The following is a 15,099-nucleotide window of genomic DNA, read 5'->3' as shown; positions in this document are numbered from 1 at the left end:
ATGAAAGTTATTGCACTGGGCGCCTTGTCGGGCGCCACTGGCGATCGGGAAAAAGGCGAAGAGTTCGTGGTCGACGCCAAGCTCGGCGCCGACCTCATTCAGCGCGGTCTGGTGAAGCCAGCGGCCGAGGCTGCACCAGCAGATAAACCGGCCAAGGCCAAGGAGTAACCCATGGCCGCCCGACGGTCGCGCATGTCTGGCGATTTCAAGTTGCGCAAAACCTTGCGCAACATCCACGCCACGATGGATAACGAGCTGGTCGGCGTGATGCGTGAAGGTGCCGACCAGATCCTGGCTACGATGAGGCAACTCATCCCGAAGGACACCGGCGCCGCTTCCGCTGCGTTGAGGGTGTTCGTCTCCAAGAGCGGACTGAACGCCGAGATCGGCATCCGGGGCAAGCGTGACACCCAGCGCTTTTTCTACCTCCGCTTCTTGGAGTACGGGACGAAGGGGTACAGCGGCACGCTATACCGTCGAGCAGACAGTAATTCCGTGGGCGGTGAGCACACCAACAACCGCGACAAGTCCAAGCTGTCCGGTCGACGCAACGCATTGCGCGCGCGCGACACGAAGAACAAGTCCGACGGCTCCACTTTCTACGGCAAGTATCCGGACATTCCAGCCCGGCCGGCACACCCATGGTTGCGACCCGCCAAGGACGTGAACCGCGAATTCGTGCTGGCCAACATCCGTGCCGCGGTATCCAGGACGCTGCGCAAAGCCAGCATGGGAGCGGGCAATGAGTGATCCGTCTGTTGCTCTGCAGGAAGCGGTGTTTGCCAGGCTCGAAGCTGAGGTTTCATGCCCGGTCTACGACGGTGCGCCGATGGACACTGATATGCCGTATGTCTCGATCGACCGCGAGATCTCGACCAACACTTCTCCGATTGCCGGCCGAAAGCGCGAGCAAAGACTGATCTACCTTTCGGTCTGGTCAGACGCTCATGGCCAGGCCGAGGTAAAGCGGATCATCGGCGAGGTCGTTTCAGCACTGGACGAGCGCCGCCTGCCTCTGGCTGTTGGCCGGGCAGTATCGGTCAGGGTTGAGCAAGCAGATGCGCAGCGTGACGCCGACGGCGTTACGTACCAGGGATCGATCACGGTCCGCGTCATCACCACCCATTAAACCCAACACCGGCCGCACCGCGGCTTTATCCAATGTGCCTTTGGAGGATTACCCATGGCCGATGACAACCTCAACACAGCCGCCGGCTGCCGATTCTCGCTGGGCACCAAGTCCGGCGCTACGACCGAAACGGATTACAAAGCTGACACCTATGTCGAAGTGGGCGAGATCGAAGACCTCGGTGAGTTCGGCGACACCTTCAGCTCGGTGACCTTCACCTCGCTGCGCGACGGCCGGGTGCGCAAGTACAAGGGCACCGCGGACGCCGGCGACATGACGCTGACCGTAGGCCTCGACAATGGCGACGCCGGCCAGGCTGCGCTGAAGGTCGCGCACAAGGACCGCAGCAAGGGCGATTACAACATCAAGATCACCCTGAACGACGGCGACCCGGACGCAACGCCAGCAGTGCTGCCGACCACGTTCTACATGCGTGGCAAGGTCATGAACAACACTGTCGCCGCTGGCGCCGCTGACAACGTGGTTCGCCGAAATGTCACGATCGGCATCAACTCCGACATTCTCGAAATCCTCCCGGCCGCCGTTGCGCCGTAATCTGAGGGGCTTCGGCCCCGCTTCCCAAGGATCTGACGCATGAGCAAAACCCTCTACGGCACCGTTGAAGTCGAGCTGGATGGTGAGACCTACACACTGAAACCCACGCTTGAGGCCGTTCGCGCGATCGAGGCGCACTTCGGCGGCCTGCGCGGCGCGTCCCAGGCAATCAACGCACTGAGTGTCGACGGCTGCGCGGTGATCATCGCCGGCGGCGCTGGCTTGAAGGGCAAGGTCGCAGAGGCTGTCGCCGAACAGGTCTGGCAGGCTGGCGTTCTGGAAGTATCTGTGCAGCTCAACGCTTACCTGGTGGCGCTGTACAACCCGCGCGGTACCGCTCCGGGAAAGACGAAGCCGGCGGCGGCGTAAGTGCTGTCGAGGATGGCAGCTACGTCGACCGGCTGTATGCAGTAGCCACTGGCTGGCTCGGCTGGTCGCCGGATCTGGCGTGGCGCACGCCCATGCCGGAGCTGTTCCTGGCAATGGACGCCAAGCTCGAATGGACGCAAATGACCAACCCCTTCGGCGGCAAGCCTGGCGGGAAGAAGGAGAAGCCAAAGCCATCTACCGTTGCGGCGAAGTTGCGACAGGCTCTGACGGGGCGGCAGGATAGATAATGTTCAAAGTCTGCACCCGAGCATTCAGTAATGATAAATTCCCCTTTTCTACAGGGAGTATCGTTTATGCGTGGCTGTCTTTATATCGCTGTCTTCGCGCTGATTGCCGGATGTTCTGTCCCGCAGTCGAGTCAAACTCAACGTGTGCCGTCCTCTTCTGGGAAAGTTGGATCACAGGAAGTTAGTTTAAATCTTGATCCAGCAGGTAAAGAGGTGAAGGCACGACTCTTCAGTTCTGGTGAAGAGCTTTTGCGCGAAGTGGAAAAACTGGGCGGCGCAAGGGGAGAATACGAAACAGACTCAGCGTTCTATGGGCGGATGTCTAAACTTGGCGACTTCTCAATAGCTTCGAAGGTGTCACCTGCTCAGATAAAGTTCAATGCGGCTTCTGGTGAATTCACTTTAGACGCCTCGATGCACAATGCTCAGGCCTTCGGTTTTAAAAGCAACCTCGATGCAGTGACAGCTTTAAAAACTGTCTACCCAGCCTTCATTGCGGGTGAGGATATTTACAATGAAAGTCAGTATTCGGGGCAAAATTCTTACGGTGCATCGGCACTTATAACGAAAAGGACGATTAACAGGTACTATCTTGTTTTTAGTCCAGTACCAAAGCCTCCGCTAAATACGCTGTTTTTCCACGTTAGATCAAGGCTTAATATTACCGGTGCGGAGGTGGAGTCCGAACGCGAAAACATCCGTATAGTGTTTACAGTCAAAGCAACACCAAATTATTTGCAGGTCACAAAAAATTATCAGCAGCCAAAAATATCGAATCCGTTTGAGTCTGTGATAAATAACTATTTCTTTTCTGCGAAAGTGTATTGGGTGAAAGTTGTGAATATCAAAACTGGCCGAGTTTATAGCGACGAGGCTAAGTTGGGTATTGAGGTGATTTAAACAACACTTTTCTAAGCCCACTTCGGTGGGTTTTTTTATGCTTGGAGAAAAGCATGGCCGATAGCGACGTACACGGGATGCTCGTCCGCATCGAGGCGACTACAGCCCAGCTGCGTCAGGAAATGGCGCGCGCAGACTCCAGCGTTGCTCAGGCTTCGGGCAAGATCGACAAAAGTCTGGGCCGCATCGACGGGGCTTTCGATCGTGCTGGCGACCGCGCCCAAGATGCTGCTGGGCTGATCAAGAGCGCGCTTGCTGGCGCCATTGGAGCAGCATCCATCGGTAAGATAATCGAGGCTGCTGACTCCTACGGTCAGATGTCCGATCGCATCGGAATGGCTACTTCGAGCGTTAGCGAATACGACCTAGTGCAAGGCCGGCTTTTGGAGACGGCGAAGCGTACGTATCGCCCCCTTGCTGAAGCCCAGGAGCTGTACATCCGAACCTCTGACAGCCTGCGCTCGATGGGGAAGAACACCAGCCAGGCTCTGGATGTGATGGACAGTTTCAGCTTCTTGCTGGTGACCAACTCCGCCACGGCAGACAAAGCCAGCTCTGCAATCGATGCGTATTCCAAGGCACTTCAGACGGGCAAAGTTGAAGCCGATGGCTGGCAGGCAATTCTTGCGGCCATGCCGAGCGTGGTTGATACCATTGCCAAGTCCACCGGAAAGACAGCAGAAGAAATCCGCAGTCTCGGCGCGCAGGGTAAGTTGAGTCTCGATATCCTGACCGAGGGATTGCAAAAATCTTCCGTGGCAAACGGAATTCTGGCCGACAGCATGAGCGTGGCGGTTCGCGATGCTGTGCAAAATCTTTCAAACGCTTTCGCCGTTTACATCGGCCGCCTGAATGAAACGACTGATTTTGCCGGAACTCTCGCCAGCGGGATAAGCGCGCTCGGTGACAACTTCGAAACGCTCGCAGACGTCGCTATCATCTCGGCGATTGCGGCCCTCACTCGCTACGGGGTGAGTGCTGCAGATTCTGCAGCCGTTGCTGTTTACTCCGCTTTCAAAGACGCAGCTGCGAGAAAAGCCCAAGCCGCAGCCGTGTTACTAGCTGCGCAGGCCGAGCAACAAAAAGCACAGACATCCGTATTTTTGGCTCAGAAAGAGGCAGTTGCTGCGCGCGGCACGGCAGTGCAAACGCAAATGTCGATACAGCTCGCGGAAGCGCGATTGGTTGAAGCTCGCGCTACATCCGCTGTCGCGGCCGCGCAAGCGGGCTTGAGCCGTACCACGGGTGTAATTATGGGTGTCCTCGGCGGCCCCCTCGGTATTGCATCACTGGCGATTGGCGCTGCCGCCGCGTTTCTCACGTTGCGCGACAACACCAGCTTTCTCGAAAAGAAGCTCGGAGATCTATCTAGCCCGATTGACAAGCTCATAGAGAAATTCAACGAGCTGGACCGTGCCTCACAATCGACCGCCCTTCGAGGGCTGAAGTCTGAGTTAGAGGATGCCAAGAAGGAACTGGCCGACGCGTCTGGTTCGATCGCATTTGAGTTTCAGAGCAATCTGACAAACGCAGGTCTTGCTGGCGCGTCCGGCTTCATGGCTGGCATCGCGCCTTTGCCGGCTGAGTTTCAGTCGGCCATGGAGATAATCAAGAAGGCTTCAGCTGACCAGGCGGCAGGCCAGATTGTTGACTGGAAGGCTGTCGCGGATCAGTTGCGCGTGATTCCTGGCATTACTGCTGAGATGGCCGACGCCCTGACAGATAGCGGCGGCGCGGCAACGGAAAAGGCGAAGACAGTTCAGCGCCTGAGTGAGGTAATTGCGCAGCTCACCGGCGAGACGGACGCCAATACCCGGGCGGAGCGTGAAAATGCTGCGGCCCGGGCTGGCGCAAACGAAGCCGGGCAAAAGTATCTGGACCAGTTGCTTAAGCAACTTGCATCGGCTCAGGACAAGACCAGCTTGGAAGCGGCAAATCGGTATATCGCCGAGAACAGTCTGCTCACAAAAGAAATGGTCGTTGCCATCCGCTCAGCGGCAGCGGCGAAGGACGCCCAGAAAGCATCTGATGATGCGGCCGCTAAAGCCGCACGGAAGAACACTACCGAGGGTGCCTCTGCCGCCAAGCAACAGCTCAAATCGTTCGAGTCCGCCGAGGAAGGCTACAAGCGCCAGATCGAGTTGATCAACACCACCGGTGACAAGCAGAAGGACGCCACCGAGGTTCAAAAGCTTTCGTTCGAACTCCAGGAAGGAAAGCTGGGCAAGCTCAGCGAAGCGCAAAAGAAGCGGCTGATGGGAATGGCCGCCGAGCTCGACGCGCTGAACAAGCTAAAGAAGGCCAACGAAGACGACCTGAAGCTGACGGCGTTCAAGAACGCTCAGGCGCTGACCACCCAAACGACCAAGGACGGTTTCGACCAGGAACTGGCCGGCGTTGGTATGGGCGAAAAGGCGCGCGATCGGATGCGCGCAGACCTGGCCATGCGTCAGAAGTACGCCGCCGACGTGGCTGCGCTGAACGAGCAACGCAACACCGGGCAGCTTGCGCCGGATCTGTATGCCAAGCAAACGCAGGTTCTGCAGGATGAGCTGAACAAACGGCTGCTTGCTCAGGAAGCCTTCTACGCGTCCACCGATGAGCAGCAAGCGAACTGGATGAATGGCGTCAACGAGGCCTGGGCGAACTACGCGGACGCCGCCAGGGACTACTCGCAGATCGCTGCCGATGTGACCTCTACCGCGCTGAGCACCGGGACCAGTGAACTGGGCACCTTCTTCTCTGACGTGGCGAGCGGCGCTGAAGACGCCGGCGATGCGCTGGGGGATATGGTTGGCAACTTTGCGAAGTCGATGCTGAAGGCGCTGGGTGACATGGCGGCTCAGTGGTTGATCTATCAGGGCGTGCAAATGCTGGTCGGTAAAACCACGCAGGCCAGTGCCGCAGGCACGCTCGGCGCGAACGCTGCGGCCATGTCGTTGCAGGCAGGTCTGAATGCTTACGCCGCGACAGCCGCAATCCCGATCATCGGCCCGGCAGCTGCGCCGGCGGCGATGGCGACAGCCCTGAGCGTAACTGGCCCGCTGGCGTCCGCCGTTGGCATGACCGCCATGGCTGGCGCTGGCTTCATGGAGGGCGGCTACACCGGCGACGGTCGGCGAGACGAGATCGCCGGCCCGGTTCACCGCGGCGAATACGTGTTCAATGCCGACGCGACGGCACGTATTGGCGTAGGGACGCTTGAAGCGCTGAGCAACGGGAAAGCTGCTTTGGTCGGGCAATCCGGTTCGAGCGCGGGTAGTGGTTCGCCCGCGTCGGTGCCGGCGCCCATCATTTTCAACGCGCCAGTGACCGTTCAGGCTCAGCCAGGCATGAGCAATCAGGAAGCACAGGCGCAGGGCGATTCGATTGGCGCGGCGCTTGAAGCTCGGATGGGACAGTTTCTTGATCGGGAGATGCGCCAAGGCGGGCGACTCTGGAGGCGAGGCTGATGGCCGAGGAATTTATCTACGATGTCGAGGTGGGCGCCGATGGCGACGTCTCCCAGCGGACTTGGGAAAACGAGTTTGGCGACGGTTACGTGCAGGCCGGCGGCATCGGCATCAACACGAAAAGCCAGGCCTGGAATCTCACCCACACCGGCTCCATGGAACAGGGGGAGGAGCTGCCGTTGATCTGGGCGTTCCTCGATCGGCATGAAGGCTACAAGTCGTTCCTCTGGACGCCGCCAGGTGGCGTCCGTGGTCGGTACCGGTGCAACGGATACAAGCCACGCGCTGCTGGCCCTGGCCTCTTCACTCTCACCTTCGCGTTCAAGCAGGTTTACACCCCCTGATTGAAAGCAATGACTGACCCCGCACGTGCGGGGTTTGTTGTTTCTGGAGTCCTATGAATTACAACACCGATATTCAGAAACTCGAGCCGGGTAATCAGATCCGACTGTTCGAGCTGGATGCCACGCGCCTGGGTGCAAATATCTGGCGCTTCCATGGCCACGCCCAAGAGGGCGAGATCATTTGGCAAGGGCAGGTTTACTCCCCGATCCAGATCACCGCGAAGGGGTTCGACATTCGCGGTGATGGCCGACCAGCCTCCCCAACGCTGCAGGTAGTCAACGAGCTGGACGGCGTACCTGGAGCCATCACGGCGCTGTGCTTGCAGTTCCGTGATCTTGCTGGCGCCAAGGTTCGGGTCATCGAAACGTTCCGGCATTTCCTCGATGCGGCAAATTTTCCAGAAGGTAATCCGGACGCCAGTGATCAGAGCAAGGTCAACCTCTGGTACATCGAGCAGAAGACCGAAGAAACCCGAGCTGCGGTGGTGTTTTCGTTGTCCAGCCCCACGGACATGGAAGGGCAGCAACTGCCATCCCAGCAAATCACCAAGCTCTGCCGCTGGGCGTGTCGCGGTGGATACCGGGGCGAGGCCTGCGCCTACATGGGCGGCGCGATGTTCACCAAGAAGAACGAACCCACCGACAACCCAGCGTTGGATCGCTGTGGCGGCTGGTGGAGCAGCTGCAAGCTGCGCGGCAACACTCGCCGATTTGGCGGCTCAATGGGCGCGAGCCTGATCACCAGTTCGAGGTAACCCATGCGCATTAACAGACAGCTGCAGGACGCGATTCGCGCCCACGCGGAACAGTCGTACCCGGCTGAAGCCTGTGGTCTTCTGATCAGCACCGCCACCGGCCGCGAGTACGTGCCGTGCGCCAACCGGGCAAAGACAGATCGCGAAAACTTCCAAATCTGTGAGCGAGATCAGGCTGCCGCAGAGGATCGCGGCGAAGTGCTGGCGATCATTCACAGCCATCCCGACAAAGCACCCGCGCCGAGCATGGCCGATCGGGTCAGTTGTGAGTTGCACGAACTGCCTTGGGGCATCGTCGGTTGGCCCGGCGGTGAGTTCGAATGGTTCAAGCCTTCTGGCTTTCAGGCGCCGCTGCTGGGCCGCGACTTCTCCCACGGCCTGCTCGATTGCTGGGCGGCGTGCCGCGACTGGTACGCACGCGAGGCTGGGCTGCAATTGCCTAACTTCGAGCGACAGGATTTGTGGTGGGAAGACGAAACCGGGCCGAGCCTTTATGAAGACAACTTCAAAGCCAGCGGCTTTTACCAGGTGAGCGCGGCGCGGCGCGGCGACATGCTGGTGTTGCAGATCCCAACGCCGGGCCGTAACTGCTTCCACCCCAACCACGCAGTGATCTATCTGGGCGACGAACCCGCGCTGGTGAGCGAACCCGCTGCCACTCTCGGTGGTGCTGGGCCGTTCATTTACCACCATATGCCTGGGCGACTTGCCAGCCGTGAGATTTACGGCTGGTCGATGGCCAACCGGGTAAAGCTGATTCTCCGGCACAAGGATTACCGACCATGAAGCGCACCATCAAACTCGGCGGAGTGCTGGGTAAGCGTTTTGGGCGCGAGTACGTCCTTGATGTCAATGGCGTGCTGGATGCCACGAGCGCGCTGTGCAACCTGAAGCCGGGCTTCGAGCAGTTCATGCGCACCGCAGAAGAGCGGGGCTTGGTCTTCGCTGTGTTCGTCGACGAACGCAATATCGCCCCGGAAGAACTGGCCATGAAAGACCCCAGCGCCGGCGCTATCCGCATCATGCCGATCATTCAGGGCAGCAAGCAGGCGGGCATGTTTCAAACGCTGCTGGGCGTGGCGCTGATCGTGGCGGGCTTGTTCACCGGCGGTACCACCTCGGCGCTGGGCATGGGGTTGCTGGCCACCGGCGCGGCTGTCGGGCTGGGTGGTGTGGTACAGATGCTTTCACCCACTACCAAGGCGAACACCAGCGACCGCAACGAAGACGGCAACAACCCCAGCTACGGCTTCGGCGGCGCGGTGACCACCATCGCTCAAGGCAACCCCTATCCGCTGCTCTATGGCGAGCGAGAGATAGGCGGGGCTATCGAGTCCGGTGGCATCTACACCCAAGACAACATTTAACTCGCATCGTGGATGCCTGACATTAGATCTTGTTTTTGCTGCTGTCGGGCGAGGTCGGATTGTTTTTTCGCGAGCCATTAGAACTCGCTTTTTGCTGTTTTTCTGGAGTTTGCTGGGCTCGATCTGGAAGGGGGGTTCTGAGTGTTTCAGACTTTAACCATTTCATGCTGCGCAGAGTCATCTTTGCAAATAGAGACGTGGCTTCGGCTCTGGCTCCTCCCAGCTCATAAAATTCATGTGCCAGCTTGGTGCATCGATTTTTTGCGGGAATTGTTGTGTTTTTTATATATTCGAGTATCGCTAATGCTTGTTTTGGGTCAGTGCATTTGAAATGAACGTAGTCCCCTTCCAGTACGTACCAGACTCCATTCGGCGCATCCTCAAGCGGTTCCCCATTAGCATTCGTTGGAAATAATGTAAAAACAGTCATGATTGAACTCCCTGTATTAAGGCCGATGCTTATAGCAAGCTGACGGAAATGTTCACAGTCCTGCACCGATTTTTACCAATCTAAATTGCTATTTCCCCAACCCGCCTCGGCGGGTTTTTGCATTCAGGAGGGCGCATGAGCGCAGCAGCAAAGAAGGCTTCGCGCGCAGCACCGAGAAAGCGCCGCGCTGTCGCTGGCAGCAAGGGCGGGCAGGCCAAGCAGAAGCAGCCGAGCATCGCCACCAATAGCGTGCCGTCGATTGCTACCGCGCGAATCGTCTATCTCTGGAGCTGGGGGCCAATTGTTGGGCCGGTGAACGGGCTGCGCTCAATCAAGCTCGATGGCACTCCGATGCAGGCCGAAGACGGCACGCTCAACTACCCCGGTGTGAAATGGCAGTTCCGCTCCGGTGAATTGAACCAGCCACGGCTGGATGGCATCTCGGAAGCCAGCAACGAAATTCAGGTCAACCAGGAGTTGCGCAGCACCAGCCCCTGGCTGCACAGCATCACCAATTCGCAGATTGATGCGGTGCGGATTCGCTTCGGCTGGCCACAACTGCAGAGCCAGGACGCTAGCGGCAACATCAACGGCGTTCGGATCGAATATGTCGTTGAGGTCTCGACTGACAGCGGCCCATATTTGCAGGTCCTGAGTTCGTTCGTTGATCGCAAAAACGTCACCAAGTACGAGCGATCGCATCGGATCGACTTGCCTGCCGGAAGTCGCTGGACGATCCGCGCGCGGCGCCTGACGTCAGAGGCGAACAGCTCGCTGGTGCAAGACGGGATGCTGGTCGAGGCTATTGCCGAGGTTGTCGACAGCGATCAGGAATACCCGCTGACCGCCGTGGGTTGCCTCGAGTATGACGCCCAGCAATTCGGCGGCGATATCGCCAAGGTCGCCGCCCTGATGCGTGGTCGCATTATTCGTGTGCCGGCCAACTACAACGCCGACACCCGTACGTATTCGACTGGCGGCCCCGGCACCAGCAACGGTGTTTGGGACGGCACCTTCAAGGAGGCTTACACCAACAACCCGGCGTGGATCTTTTACGACCTGGTGCTGCATCCGTATTACGGGCTTGGCGAGCGCATCGACGCAACAATGGTTGATCGATGGTCGTTGTACCGAATTGCCCAGTACTGCGACCAGATGGTGCCGGATGGCGAGGGCGGTCAGGTTCCGCGGTTCACCTGCAACTTGTATTTCCAGAAGCAAGCCGAGGCCTACGCCGTGCTGCAGGATCTGGCCTCGATCTTTCACGGCATGGCCTATTGGGATGGTAGCCAGATCGTCGTCAATGCTGATATGCCTGGTGATCCGGTGTACACCTACAGTCCCGCCCAGATCCTGAACAACGGCGAAATCAAATACGAGGGCACTCGCGCGCGGGATCGGCATACGCTGGCCATGGTCTCCTGGGACAATCCGGATCAAGGTTTTGAGACCGACAAGGAGCCGGTATTTGATGACGAGGCCATGACCGAGCTAGGCATGGTGCGCGAGCTTTCAGTAGATGCCATTGGCTGCACATCGCTTGGACAGGCTCAGCGCGCCGGCCAGTGGGCGCTGTTGACCGAGCAGTTGCAAACACGAGGCGCCACCATGCGCGTGGGGTTGGATGGGCAAATTCCCAAGCCAGGTCAAGTTATCGCGATAGCCGATCCGTCGTTGGCCGGGCGTGCGAATGGCGGGCGTATCTCGGCGGTCGCTGGCCGGGTCATTACGCTTGACCGGGACACTCCGGTTCCAGCAGGCGCTCGACTCCTCGTAAACCTGCCGAGTGGCAAGTCGGAAGCCCGTGTAGTCCGGTCTGCTGTCGGCCGGGCGATCACTGTCATGGCGGATTACAGCGAAGCGCCAGAAGCTGAATGCGGGTGGGCGCTCGACTACGACGACCTAAAGCTGATGCAGTTTTATGTGCGCAACGTGACGCGCCCGGAATGGCACCAGTTCCAGCTGGAAATGATTCAGCACGAACCCAGCAAGTTTGACGCGATCGACTTCGGCGCCGTGGTTGATACTCGGCCAATCACCGGGATTCCTATCGGCACTCAGGCCGCACCAGCCCGGGTGTTGATCAGTCAGAACGTTGTGGTCGAGCAAGGCATTGCCGTGACCAGTATGGCGATCGCCTGGGACGCTGCTCCTGGTGCGGTCGGTTACGACGTCGAATGGCGTTGGGGGGCGCGGGAGTGGATCAAGGTTCCGCGCACCGGTGAGCTGATGGTCGACGTTCGCGGGATCTATTCGGGTCAGTACCTGGCGCGTGTGCGCGCGGTCAGCGCCATGAATGTCTCATCGGTGCCGACCAACTCGGTGCTGACGGACCTGCTGGGCAAAACCGGTTTGCCGCCGGCAGTGTCGTTCCTACGTACCGTCAGCAAGGTCTACGGCATTGGCCTTGAGTGGGGGTTTCCACCTGGTGCGGAAGATACTCAGCGCACCGAGATCTGGAACAGCAAGACCAACGACCTCGCCGCTGCTGTGAAGTTGGCAGACTTTGCCTACCCACAGGCAAACCACGAAATGCAGAACGTCGTCCCCGGTACCAGCCTGTTTTTCTGGGCTCGGCTTGTCGATCGAACTGGAAATGTCGGCCCATGGTTCCCCGCGGTAAACGGTGTCAACGGGCAGGTAAGCATCGACCAGGCCGAATACGAGCAGTACTTCCTTGGCAAGATCCAGGAGTCGGCGCTCGGCCAAAAGCTGCTTGAGGAGATCGGGAAGATTTCTGGTAACGGTGAAGGCTCGGTGAATGAGAGGCTTGAGCAGGCCAAGCAGGAACTGCAGGACCTGATCAGCGAAATCACCGACGCCATGGCTTATGACCCGACCAGGCCTTACAGCAAAGGCGAGGTGGTCCGGCTTGACGGACGATTGTTCTCGGCGATGAAGGCCGTGCCGGTCGGCACTGTTCCTCCGAATGCCGAGTTCTGGTACGACATGGGGACGATTGCCGAGACCACCAACGCGATGGCGCTGCAGATCCAGCAGCATTCGACCAAAATCGAAACCATCGACGGCAAGGTCACCGCGCAGGCGTCAACGATGCAGGCCCTGCAAGCGGCGTGGCGAGAGGATGACGGCACCGGCGCAATGAGCGAGGCGCTCAAGGCGTATCAGAACACGGCCAGCATCGTGACGAGTGAGAAGGTGATAGCGGAGGAGAAGCTTGCGTCAGCGACGCGCTTTACGTCCCTCGATGCTGCGGTGGGGAAGAATGCCGCCAATCTCTCAACGCTTGAGTCTGCGGTTGCAACGGACAAGGAAGCGACTGCGCAGCGCATCGAGACGATCTCGGCCACTGCCAACAATGCCACTGCAAAAGCCGAAACCGCGAGCACCGCTGTTTCCGGCTTGAACGGCAAAGTGTCTGCGCTGACGACCATCAAAACATCCACCACTGTTGGGAACAGGACGGTAATGGCCGGTCTCGCCATCGGCGTGGAAGGTGAACAGCAAGAGTCGCAGATCCTTGCGTTCGCCCAACGGTTCGCGATCCTCGATGAGGTGAGCGGCCAAATGATTGCGCCATTTGTTGTGCAGGGTGGCCAGGTGTTCATGAACACCGCAATCATCAGCCAAGCCTTTATCAAGGAGCTGGTCCTGGGCATGACCCTGCGATCGGCGGCTCTCAACTCGCAAGGGTTGCCGCTGCTGGAGATCAATATACCGGCGGGTACGTTCACGCTTCGTGGCCAGTCCAGCACCGGTTATACGTTGCTGAACAATAACGGCATCTACGTCTACGACTTGAACTACATCGAGCGCGCAGCGCTCGGGAAGATGACGTAATGGACTACTACGGTGCGAGAACGAAAGACGCGATGGGTCGGGTGACGCTTGAGTCATCAACGATGACAGTCCGGTCGATTGTGACCAGGCAAGTCACCGTGCCGCCCATCACCAGCGACTTCACCAGCTTCATCAGCATGCCTGAGATCACCGCGCAGTCGTTTGTATGCGTGACCCTCGCCAGCCACACAAATGAAAACCTCGCTTTGCCCGCTGTTTTCTGGTCGGCAGGGCAGCTCAGAGTTCGGCGGGGTCCGGGTCTGGTGCTCAACGTGTTTATTCTTACTTTCCAATAGGAGGCGGCATGGACTATGGATTCAGGTCGCGTAACGGCCAGAATTTCTTCCAGATCGACAGTGACAACAAAGTCTTGAACGTGGCGGCATCTGGCAGCTACGCCATAGGGAAAACCCCCACGTCATCGACCACGATCACCACGGCGGTGATCACTTACCCAGCACCAATAACAACTGCCGAAGCGCCACACGTGTTCTTGAATCCGAACAACCACGGCATGTATCACACGCTGATGCAGACCGGCGGCCCGGGCAACTGGACCGGGTTCTACTTCAAATTGCACCTGATGGCGCCCTTCAACAGTACCGACTGCAGTGGGCGTTGGCTGGTCGCTACGTTTCGGTCTACGTCACCACCCAATGAATACGATCTGCGTTTACGCAATGCTGCCAATGAGCAGATTTTTGTCGGCGCGGACAATCTTCTGGTGATGACCGGCTTCCCTATCAACGAGGGATGGTCGCTGGACAATCGCGGGGGCGAGGTATCCGGGGTTTATTGGAGTGGGTGCCAGATGCCATGGACGGGGTTGTACGAGGACTATTTCCTCGCCTCCACGTTGCTTGGTGGGAAAATCTACAACGGCAACTCGACGCTTGAGACACCTTGCGGCTTCCATGCCGGCATCCGCACAACACTCAACGGCTACGTCGGGGCGATGGTCAGTTCTGAGGGAGGCACTGCCAAAAACGGCAGAACCACTTTTGCAGCACGACCCATGCGTCCGCTATGAGAACCCAGGCCCGCCCAGTGCGGGTTTTTTATTGACCAGAATTAGGATACTTCCATGCCTTGGCTTAGAGGTGGGACTGTTGCCGTCACCAACGGATCAACGACCGTTGTCGGCACGAATGCAGATTTTGCTGCTAATGCAAAAAATGGTGACGCATTCGTCGGCCCGGACGGTGCGAACTATGAGATTGGCAACGTCGCCAGCGCCACTGTCATCTCCATCATCCCGGCTTATAAAGGGCCAACAGCAAGTGGTGCGGCATACGCGATCATGCCCGTTCAAGGGTATCCGAAGGCGCTCGCTGACGCGTTCAGCGAAATCAATCGGCAATGGGGCGCGACTCTTTCCGCGCTCGGAACCACTGGCAACTATGACGTCCTGCCCGCGCAAAAAGGCGGCACAGGCATTACAGACCTGTCGATATTCATGCAGGGATTACTCAATGATGCTGATGATGGTGCCGCTAGGCAAACATTAGGCGCTGCGAAATCGGGCGCCAACAGCGACATCAATTCCCTGTCGGCTCTGACCACAGCGCTTTCTGTGGCCCAAGGCGGAACCGGCGGTAAGAATGCTCCTGACGCTCGCACCGGGCTCGGGCTGGGAACTGCTGCTGTAGCGGCAGTGCTTGGCACGGTCTCACAAAACGCCGGCGTTCCTACTGGTGCAATTTTTGAATCCGGCTCGAGCAGCGCCGGATCATGGGTGAAGTTTGCGTC

The 15,099-nt window shown here is 58.6% G+C and carries 16 protein-coding genes and 1 pseudogene; 16 read left to right on the top strand and 1 reads right to left on the bottom strand.

What is annotated here, in order from left to right:
• From ACP7D9_RS28280 to ACP7D9_RS28225, 12 genes are all read left to right on the top strand, one after another.
• Positions 1 to 168 carry a hypothetical protein gene (locus tag ACP7D9_RS28280; RefSeq protein WP_426160275.1) on the top strand — a complete coding sequence of 56 codons (168 nt, stop codon included), beginning with the start codon at positions 1 to 3 and terminating at the stop codon, positions 166 to 168.
• Positions 169 to 171: 3 nt separating this feature from the next.
• Positions 172 to 750: an HK97-gp10 family putative phage morphogenesis protein gene (locus ACP7D9_RS28275; RefSeq protein WP_426160274.1), complete on the top strand. Its 579-nt coding sequence runs from the start codon at positions 172 to 174 to the stop codon at positions 748 to 750.
• Positions 743 to 1,129 carry a DUF3168 domain-containing protein gene (locus ACP7D9_RS28270; RefSeq protein ID WP_252885332.1) on the top strand — a complete coding sequence of 129 codons (387 nt, stop codon included), beginning with the start codon at positions 743 to 745 and terminating at the stop codon, positions 1,127 to 1,129. The genes ACP7D9_RS28275 and ACP7D9_RS28270 overlap by 8 nt, the downstream gene beginning before the upstream one ends.
• Before the next feature lie 54 nt (positions 1,130 to 1,183).
• A complete protein-coding gene (locus tag ACP7D9_RS28265) occupies positions 1,184 to 1,684 on the top strand; it encodes a phage tail protein (RefSeq protein ID WP_258450320.1) in 501 nt (166 codons plus the stop codon).
• Between the two features lie 39 nt (positions 1,685 to 1,723).
• Positions 1,724 to 2,053, top strand: a complete 330-nt coding sequence (locus tag ACP7D9_RS28260) for a hypothetical protein (protein ID WP_426160273.1) — start codon at positions 1,724 to 1,726, stop codon at positions 2,051 to 2,053.
• 92 nt (positions 2,054 to 2,145) lie between these two features.
• Positions 2,146 to 2,301: a hypothetical protein gene (locus ACP7D9_RS28255; RefSeq protein WP_426160272.1), complete on the top strand. Its 156-nt coding sequence runs from the start codon at positions 2,146 to 2,148 to the stop codon at positions 2,299 to 2,301.
• Between the two features lie 66 nt (positions 2,302 to 2,367).
• Positions 2,368 to 3,201 carry a hypothetical protein gene (locus ACP7D9_RS28250; RefSeq protein WP_426160271.1) on the top strand — a complete coding sequence of 278 codons (834 nt, stop codon included), beginning with the start codon at positions 2,368 to 2,370 and terminating at the stop codon, positions 3,199 to 3,201.
• Between the two features lie 53 nt (positions 3,202 to 3,254).
• A complete protein-coding gene (locus ACP7D9_RS28245; RefSeq protein WP_426160270.1) occupies positions 3,255 to 6,653 on the top strand; it encodes a tape measure protein in 3,399 nt (1,132 codons plus the stop codon).
• Positions 6,653 to 6,997 carry a phage tail protein gene (locus tag ACP7D9_RS28240; protein WP_426160269.1) on the top strand — a complete coding sequence of 115 codons (345 nt, stop codon included), beginning with the start codon at positions 6,653 to 6,655 and terminating at the stop codon, positions 6,995 to 6,997. The genes ACP7D9_RS28245 and ACP7D9_RS28240 overlap by 1 nt, the downstream gene beginning before the upstream one ends.
• Positions 6,998 to 7,050: 53 nt before the next feature.
• Positions 7,051 to 7,752 (top strand): phage minor tail protein L, encoded by a 702-nt coding sequence (locus tag ACP7D9_RS28235; RefSeq protein WP_426160268.1) that lies wholly within the window; start codon positions 7,051 to 7,053, stop codon positions 7,750 to 7,752.
• A 3-nt stretch (positions 7,753 to 7,755) separates the two neighbouring features.
• Entirely contained in the window at positions 7,756 to 8,538 is a 783-nt protein-coding gene (locus tag ACP7D9_RS28230) for a C40 family peptidase (RefSeq protein WP_426160267.1), read from the top strand.
• Positions 8,535 to 9,119, top strand: a complete 585-nt coding sequence (locus ACP7D9_RS28225; protein WP_258708651.1) for a tail assembly protein — start codon at positions 8,535 to 8,537, stop codon at positions 9,117 to 9,119. Before ACP7D9_RS28230 ends, ACP7D9_RS28225 begins: the two co-directional genes overlap by 4 nt.
• A gap of 22 nt (positions 9,120 to 9,141) precedes the next feature.
• Here the strand turns inward: ACP7D9_RS28225 and ACP7D9_RS28220 are convergent, their stop codons facing one another.
• Positions 9,142 to 9,549, bottom strand: coding sequence for a hypothetical protein (locus ACP7D9_RS28220; RefSeq protein ID WP_426160266.1), 408 nt, complete (start codon positions 9,547 to 9,549; stop codon positions 9,142 to 9,144).
• A 135-nt stretch (positions 9,550 to 9,684) separates the two neighbouring features.
• On the opposite strand from ACP7D9_RS28220, the gene gpJ reads away from it, so the two are divergent.
• The 4 genes and pseudogenes from gpJ to ACP7D9_RS28200 all read left to right on the top strand — a co-directional run.
• Positions 9,685 to 13,350 (top strand): TipJ family phage tail tip protein, encoded by a 3,666-nt coding sequence (gene gpJ / locus ACP7D9_RS28215; protein ID WP_426160265.1) that lies wholly within the window; start codon positions 9,685 to 9,687, stop codon positions 13,348 to 13,350.
• Positions 13,350 to 13,646: a hypothetical protein gene (locus ACP7D9_RS28210; RefSeq protein WP_426160264.1), complete on the top strand. Its 297-nt coding sequence runs from the start codon at positions 13,350 to 13,352 to the stop codon at positions 13,644 to 13,646. The genes gpJ and ACP7D9_RS28210 overlap by 1 nt, the downstream gene beginning before the upstream one ends.
• 8 nt (positions 13,647 to 13,654) lie before the next feature.
• A complete protein-coding gene (locus ACP7D9_RS28205; protein WP_426160263.1) occupies positions 13,655 to 14,380 on the top strand; it encodes a hypothetical protein in 726 nt (241 codons plus the stop codon).
• A gap of 54 nt (positions 14,381 to 14,434) precedes the next feature.
• Positions 14,435 to 15,099: pseudogene (locus tag ACP7D9_RS28200) on the top strand (hypothetical protein); the annotation flags it as partial.

Origin of the sequence: Pseudomonas sp. TSRC2-2 (genome assembly GCF_049897785.1) — a bacterium.
Classification (GTDB): Bacteria; Pseudomonadota; Gammaproteobacteria; order Pseudomonadales; family Pseudomonadaceae; genus Aquipseudomonas.
This window is presented reverse-complemented; position numbering and strand designations above follow the sequence as displayed.

Excerpts from the sequence above, each read along its gene's own strand:
- ACP7D9_RS28280 (WP_426160275.1), top strand. The coding sequence starts at position 1 with ATGAAAGTTATTGCACTGGGCGCCTTGTCGGGCGCCACTGGCGATCGG.
- ACP7D9_RS28275 (WP_426160274.1), top strand. The coding sequence starts at position 172 with ATGGCCGCCCGACGGTCGCGCATGTCTGGCGATTTCAAGTTGCGCAAA.
- ACP7D9_RS28270 (WP_252885332.1), top strand. The coding sequence starts at position 743 with ATGAGTGATCCGTCTGTTGCTCTGCAGGAAGCGGTGTTTGCCAGGCTC.
- ACP7D9_RS28265 (WP_258450320.1), top strand. The coding sequence starts at position 1,184 with ATGGCCGATGACAACCTCAACACAGCCGCCGGCTGCCGATTCTCGCTG.
- ACP7D9_RS28260 (WP_426160273.1), top strand. The coding sequence starts at position 1,724 with ATGAGCAAAACCCTCTACGGCACCGTTGAAGTCGAGCTGGATGGTGAG.
- ACP7D9_RS28255 (WP_426160272.1), top strand. The coding sequence starts at position 2,146 with ATGCCGGAGCTGTTCCTGGCAATGGACGCCAAGCTCGAATGGACGCAA.
- ACP7D9_RS28250 (WP_426160271.1), top strand. The coding sequence starts at position 2,368 with ATGCGTGGCTGTCTTTATATCGCTGTCTTCGCGCTGATTGCCGGATGT.
- ACP7D9_RS28245 (WP_426160270.1), top strand. The coding sequence starts at position 3,255 with ATGGCCGATAGCGACGTACACGGGATGCTCGTCCGCATCGAGGCGACT.
- ACP7D9_RS28240 (WP_426160269.1), top strand. The coding sequence starts at position 6,653 with ATGGCCGAGGAATTTATCTACGATGTCGAGGTGGGCGCCGATGGCGAC.
- ACP7D9_RS28235 (WP_426160268.1), top strand. The coding sequence starts at position 7,051 with ATGAATTACAACACCGATATTCAGAAACTCGAGCCGGGTAATCAGATC.
- ACP7D9_RS28230 (WP_426160267.1), top strand. The coding sequence starts at position 7,756 with ATGCGCATTAACAGACAGCTGCAGGACGCGATTCGCGCCCACGCGGAA.
- ACP7D9_RS28225 (WP_258708651.1), top strand. The coding sequence starts at position 8,535 with ATGAAGCGCACCATCAAACTCGGCGGAGTGCTGGGTAAGCGTTTTGGG.
- ACP7D9_RS28220 (WP_426160266.1), bottom strand. The coding sequence starts at position 9,549 with ATGACTGTTTTTACATTATTTCCAACGAATGCTAATGGGGAACCGCTT.
- gpJ (WP_426160265.1), top strand. The coding sequence starts at position 9,685 with ATGAGCGCAGCAGCAAAGAAGGCTTCGCGCGCAGCACCGAGAAAGCGC.
- ACP7D9_RS28210 (WP_426160264.1), top strand. The coding sequence starts at position 13,350 with ATGGACTACTACGGTGCGAGAACGAAAGACGCGATGGGTCGGGTGACG.
- ACP7D9_RS28205 (WP_426160263.1), top strand. The coding sequence starts at position 13,655 with ATGGACTATGGATTCAGGTCGCGTAACGGCCAGAATTTCTTCCAGATC.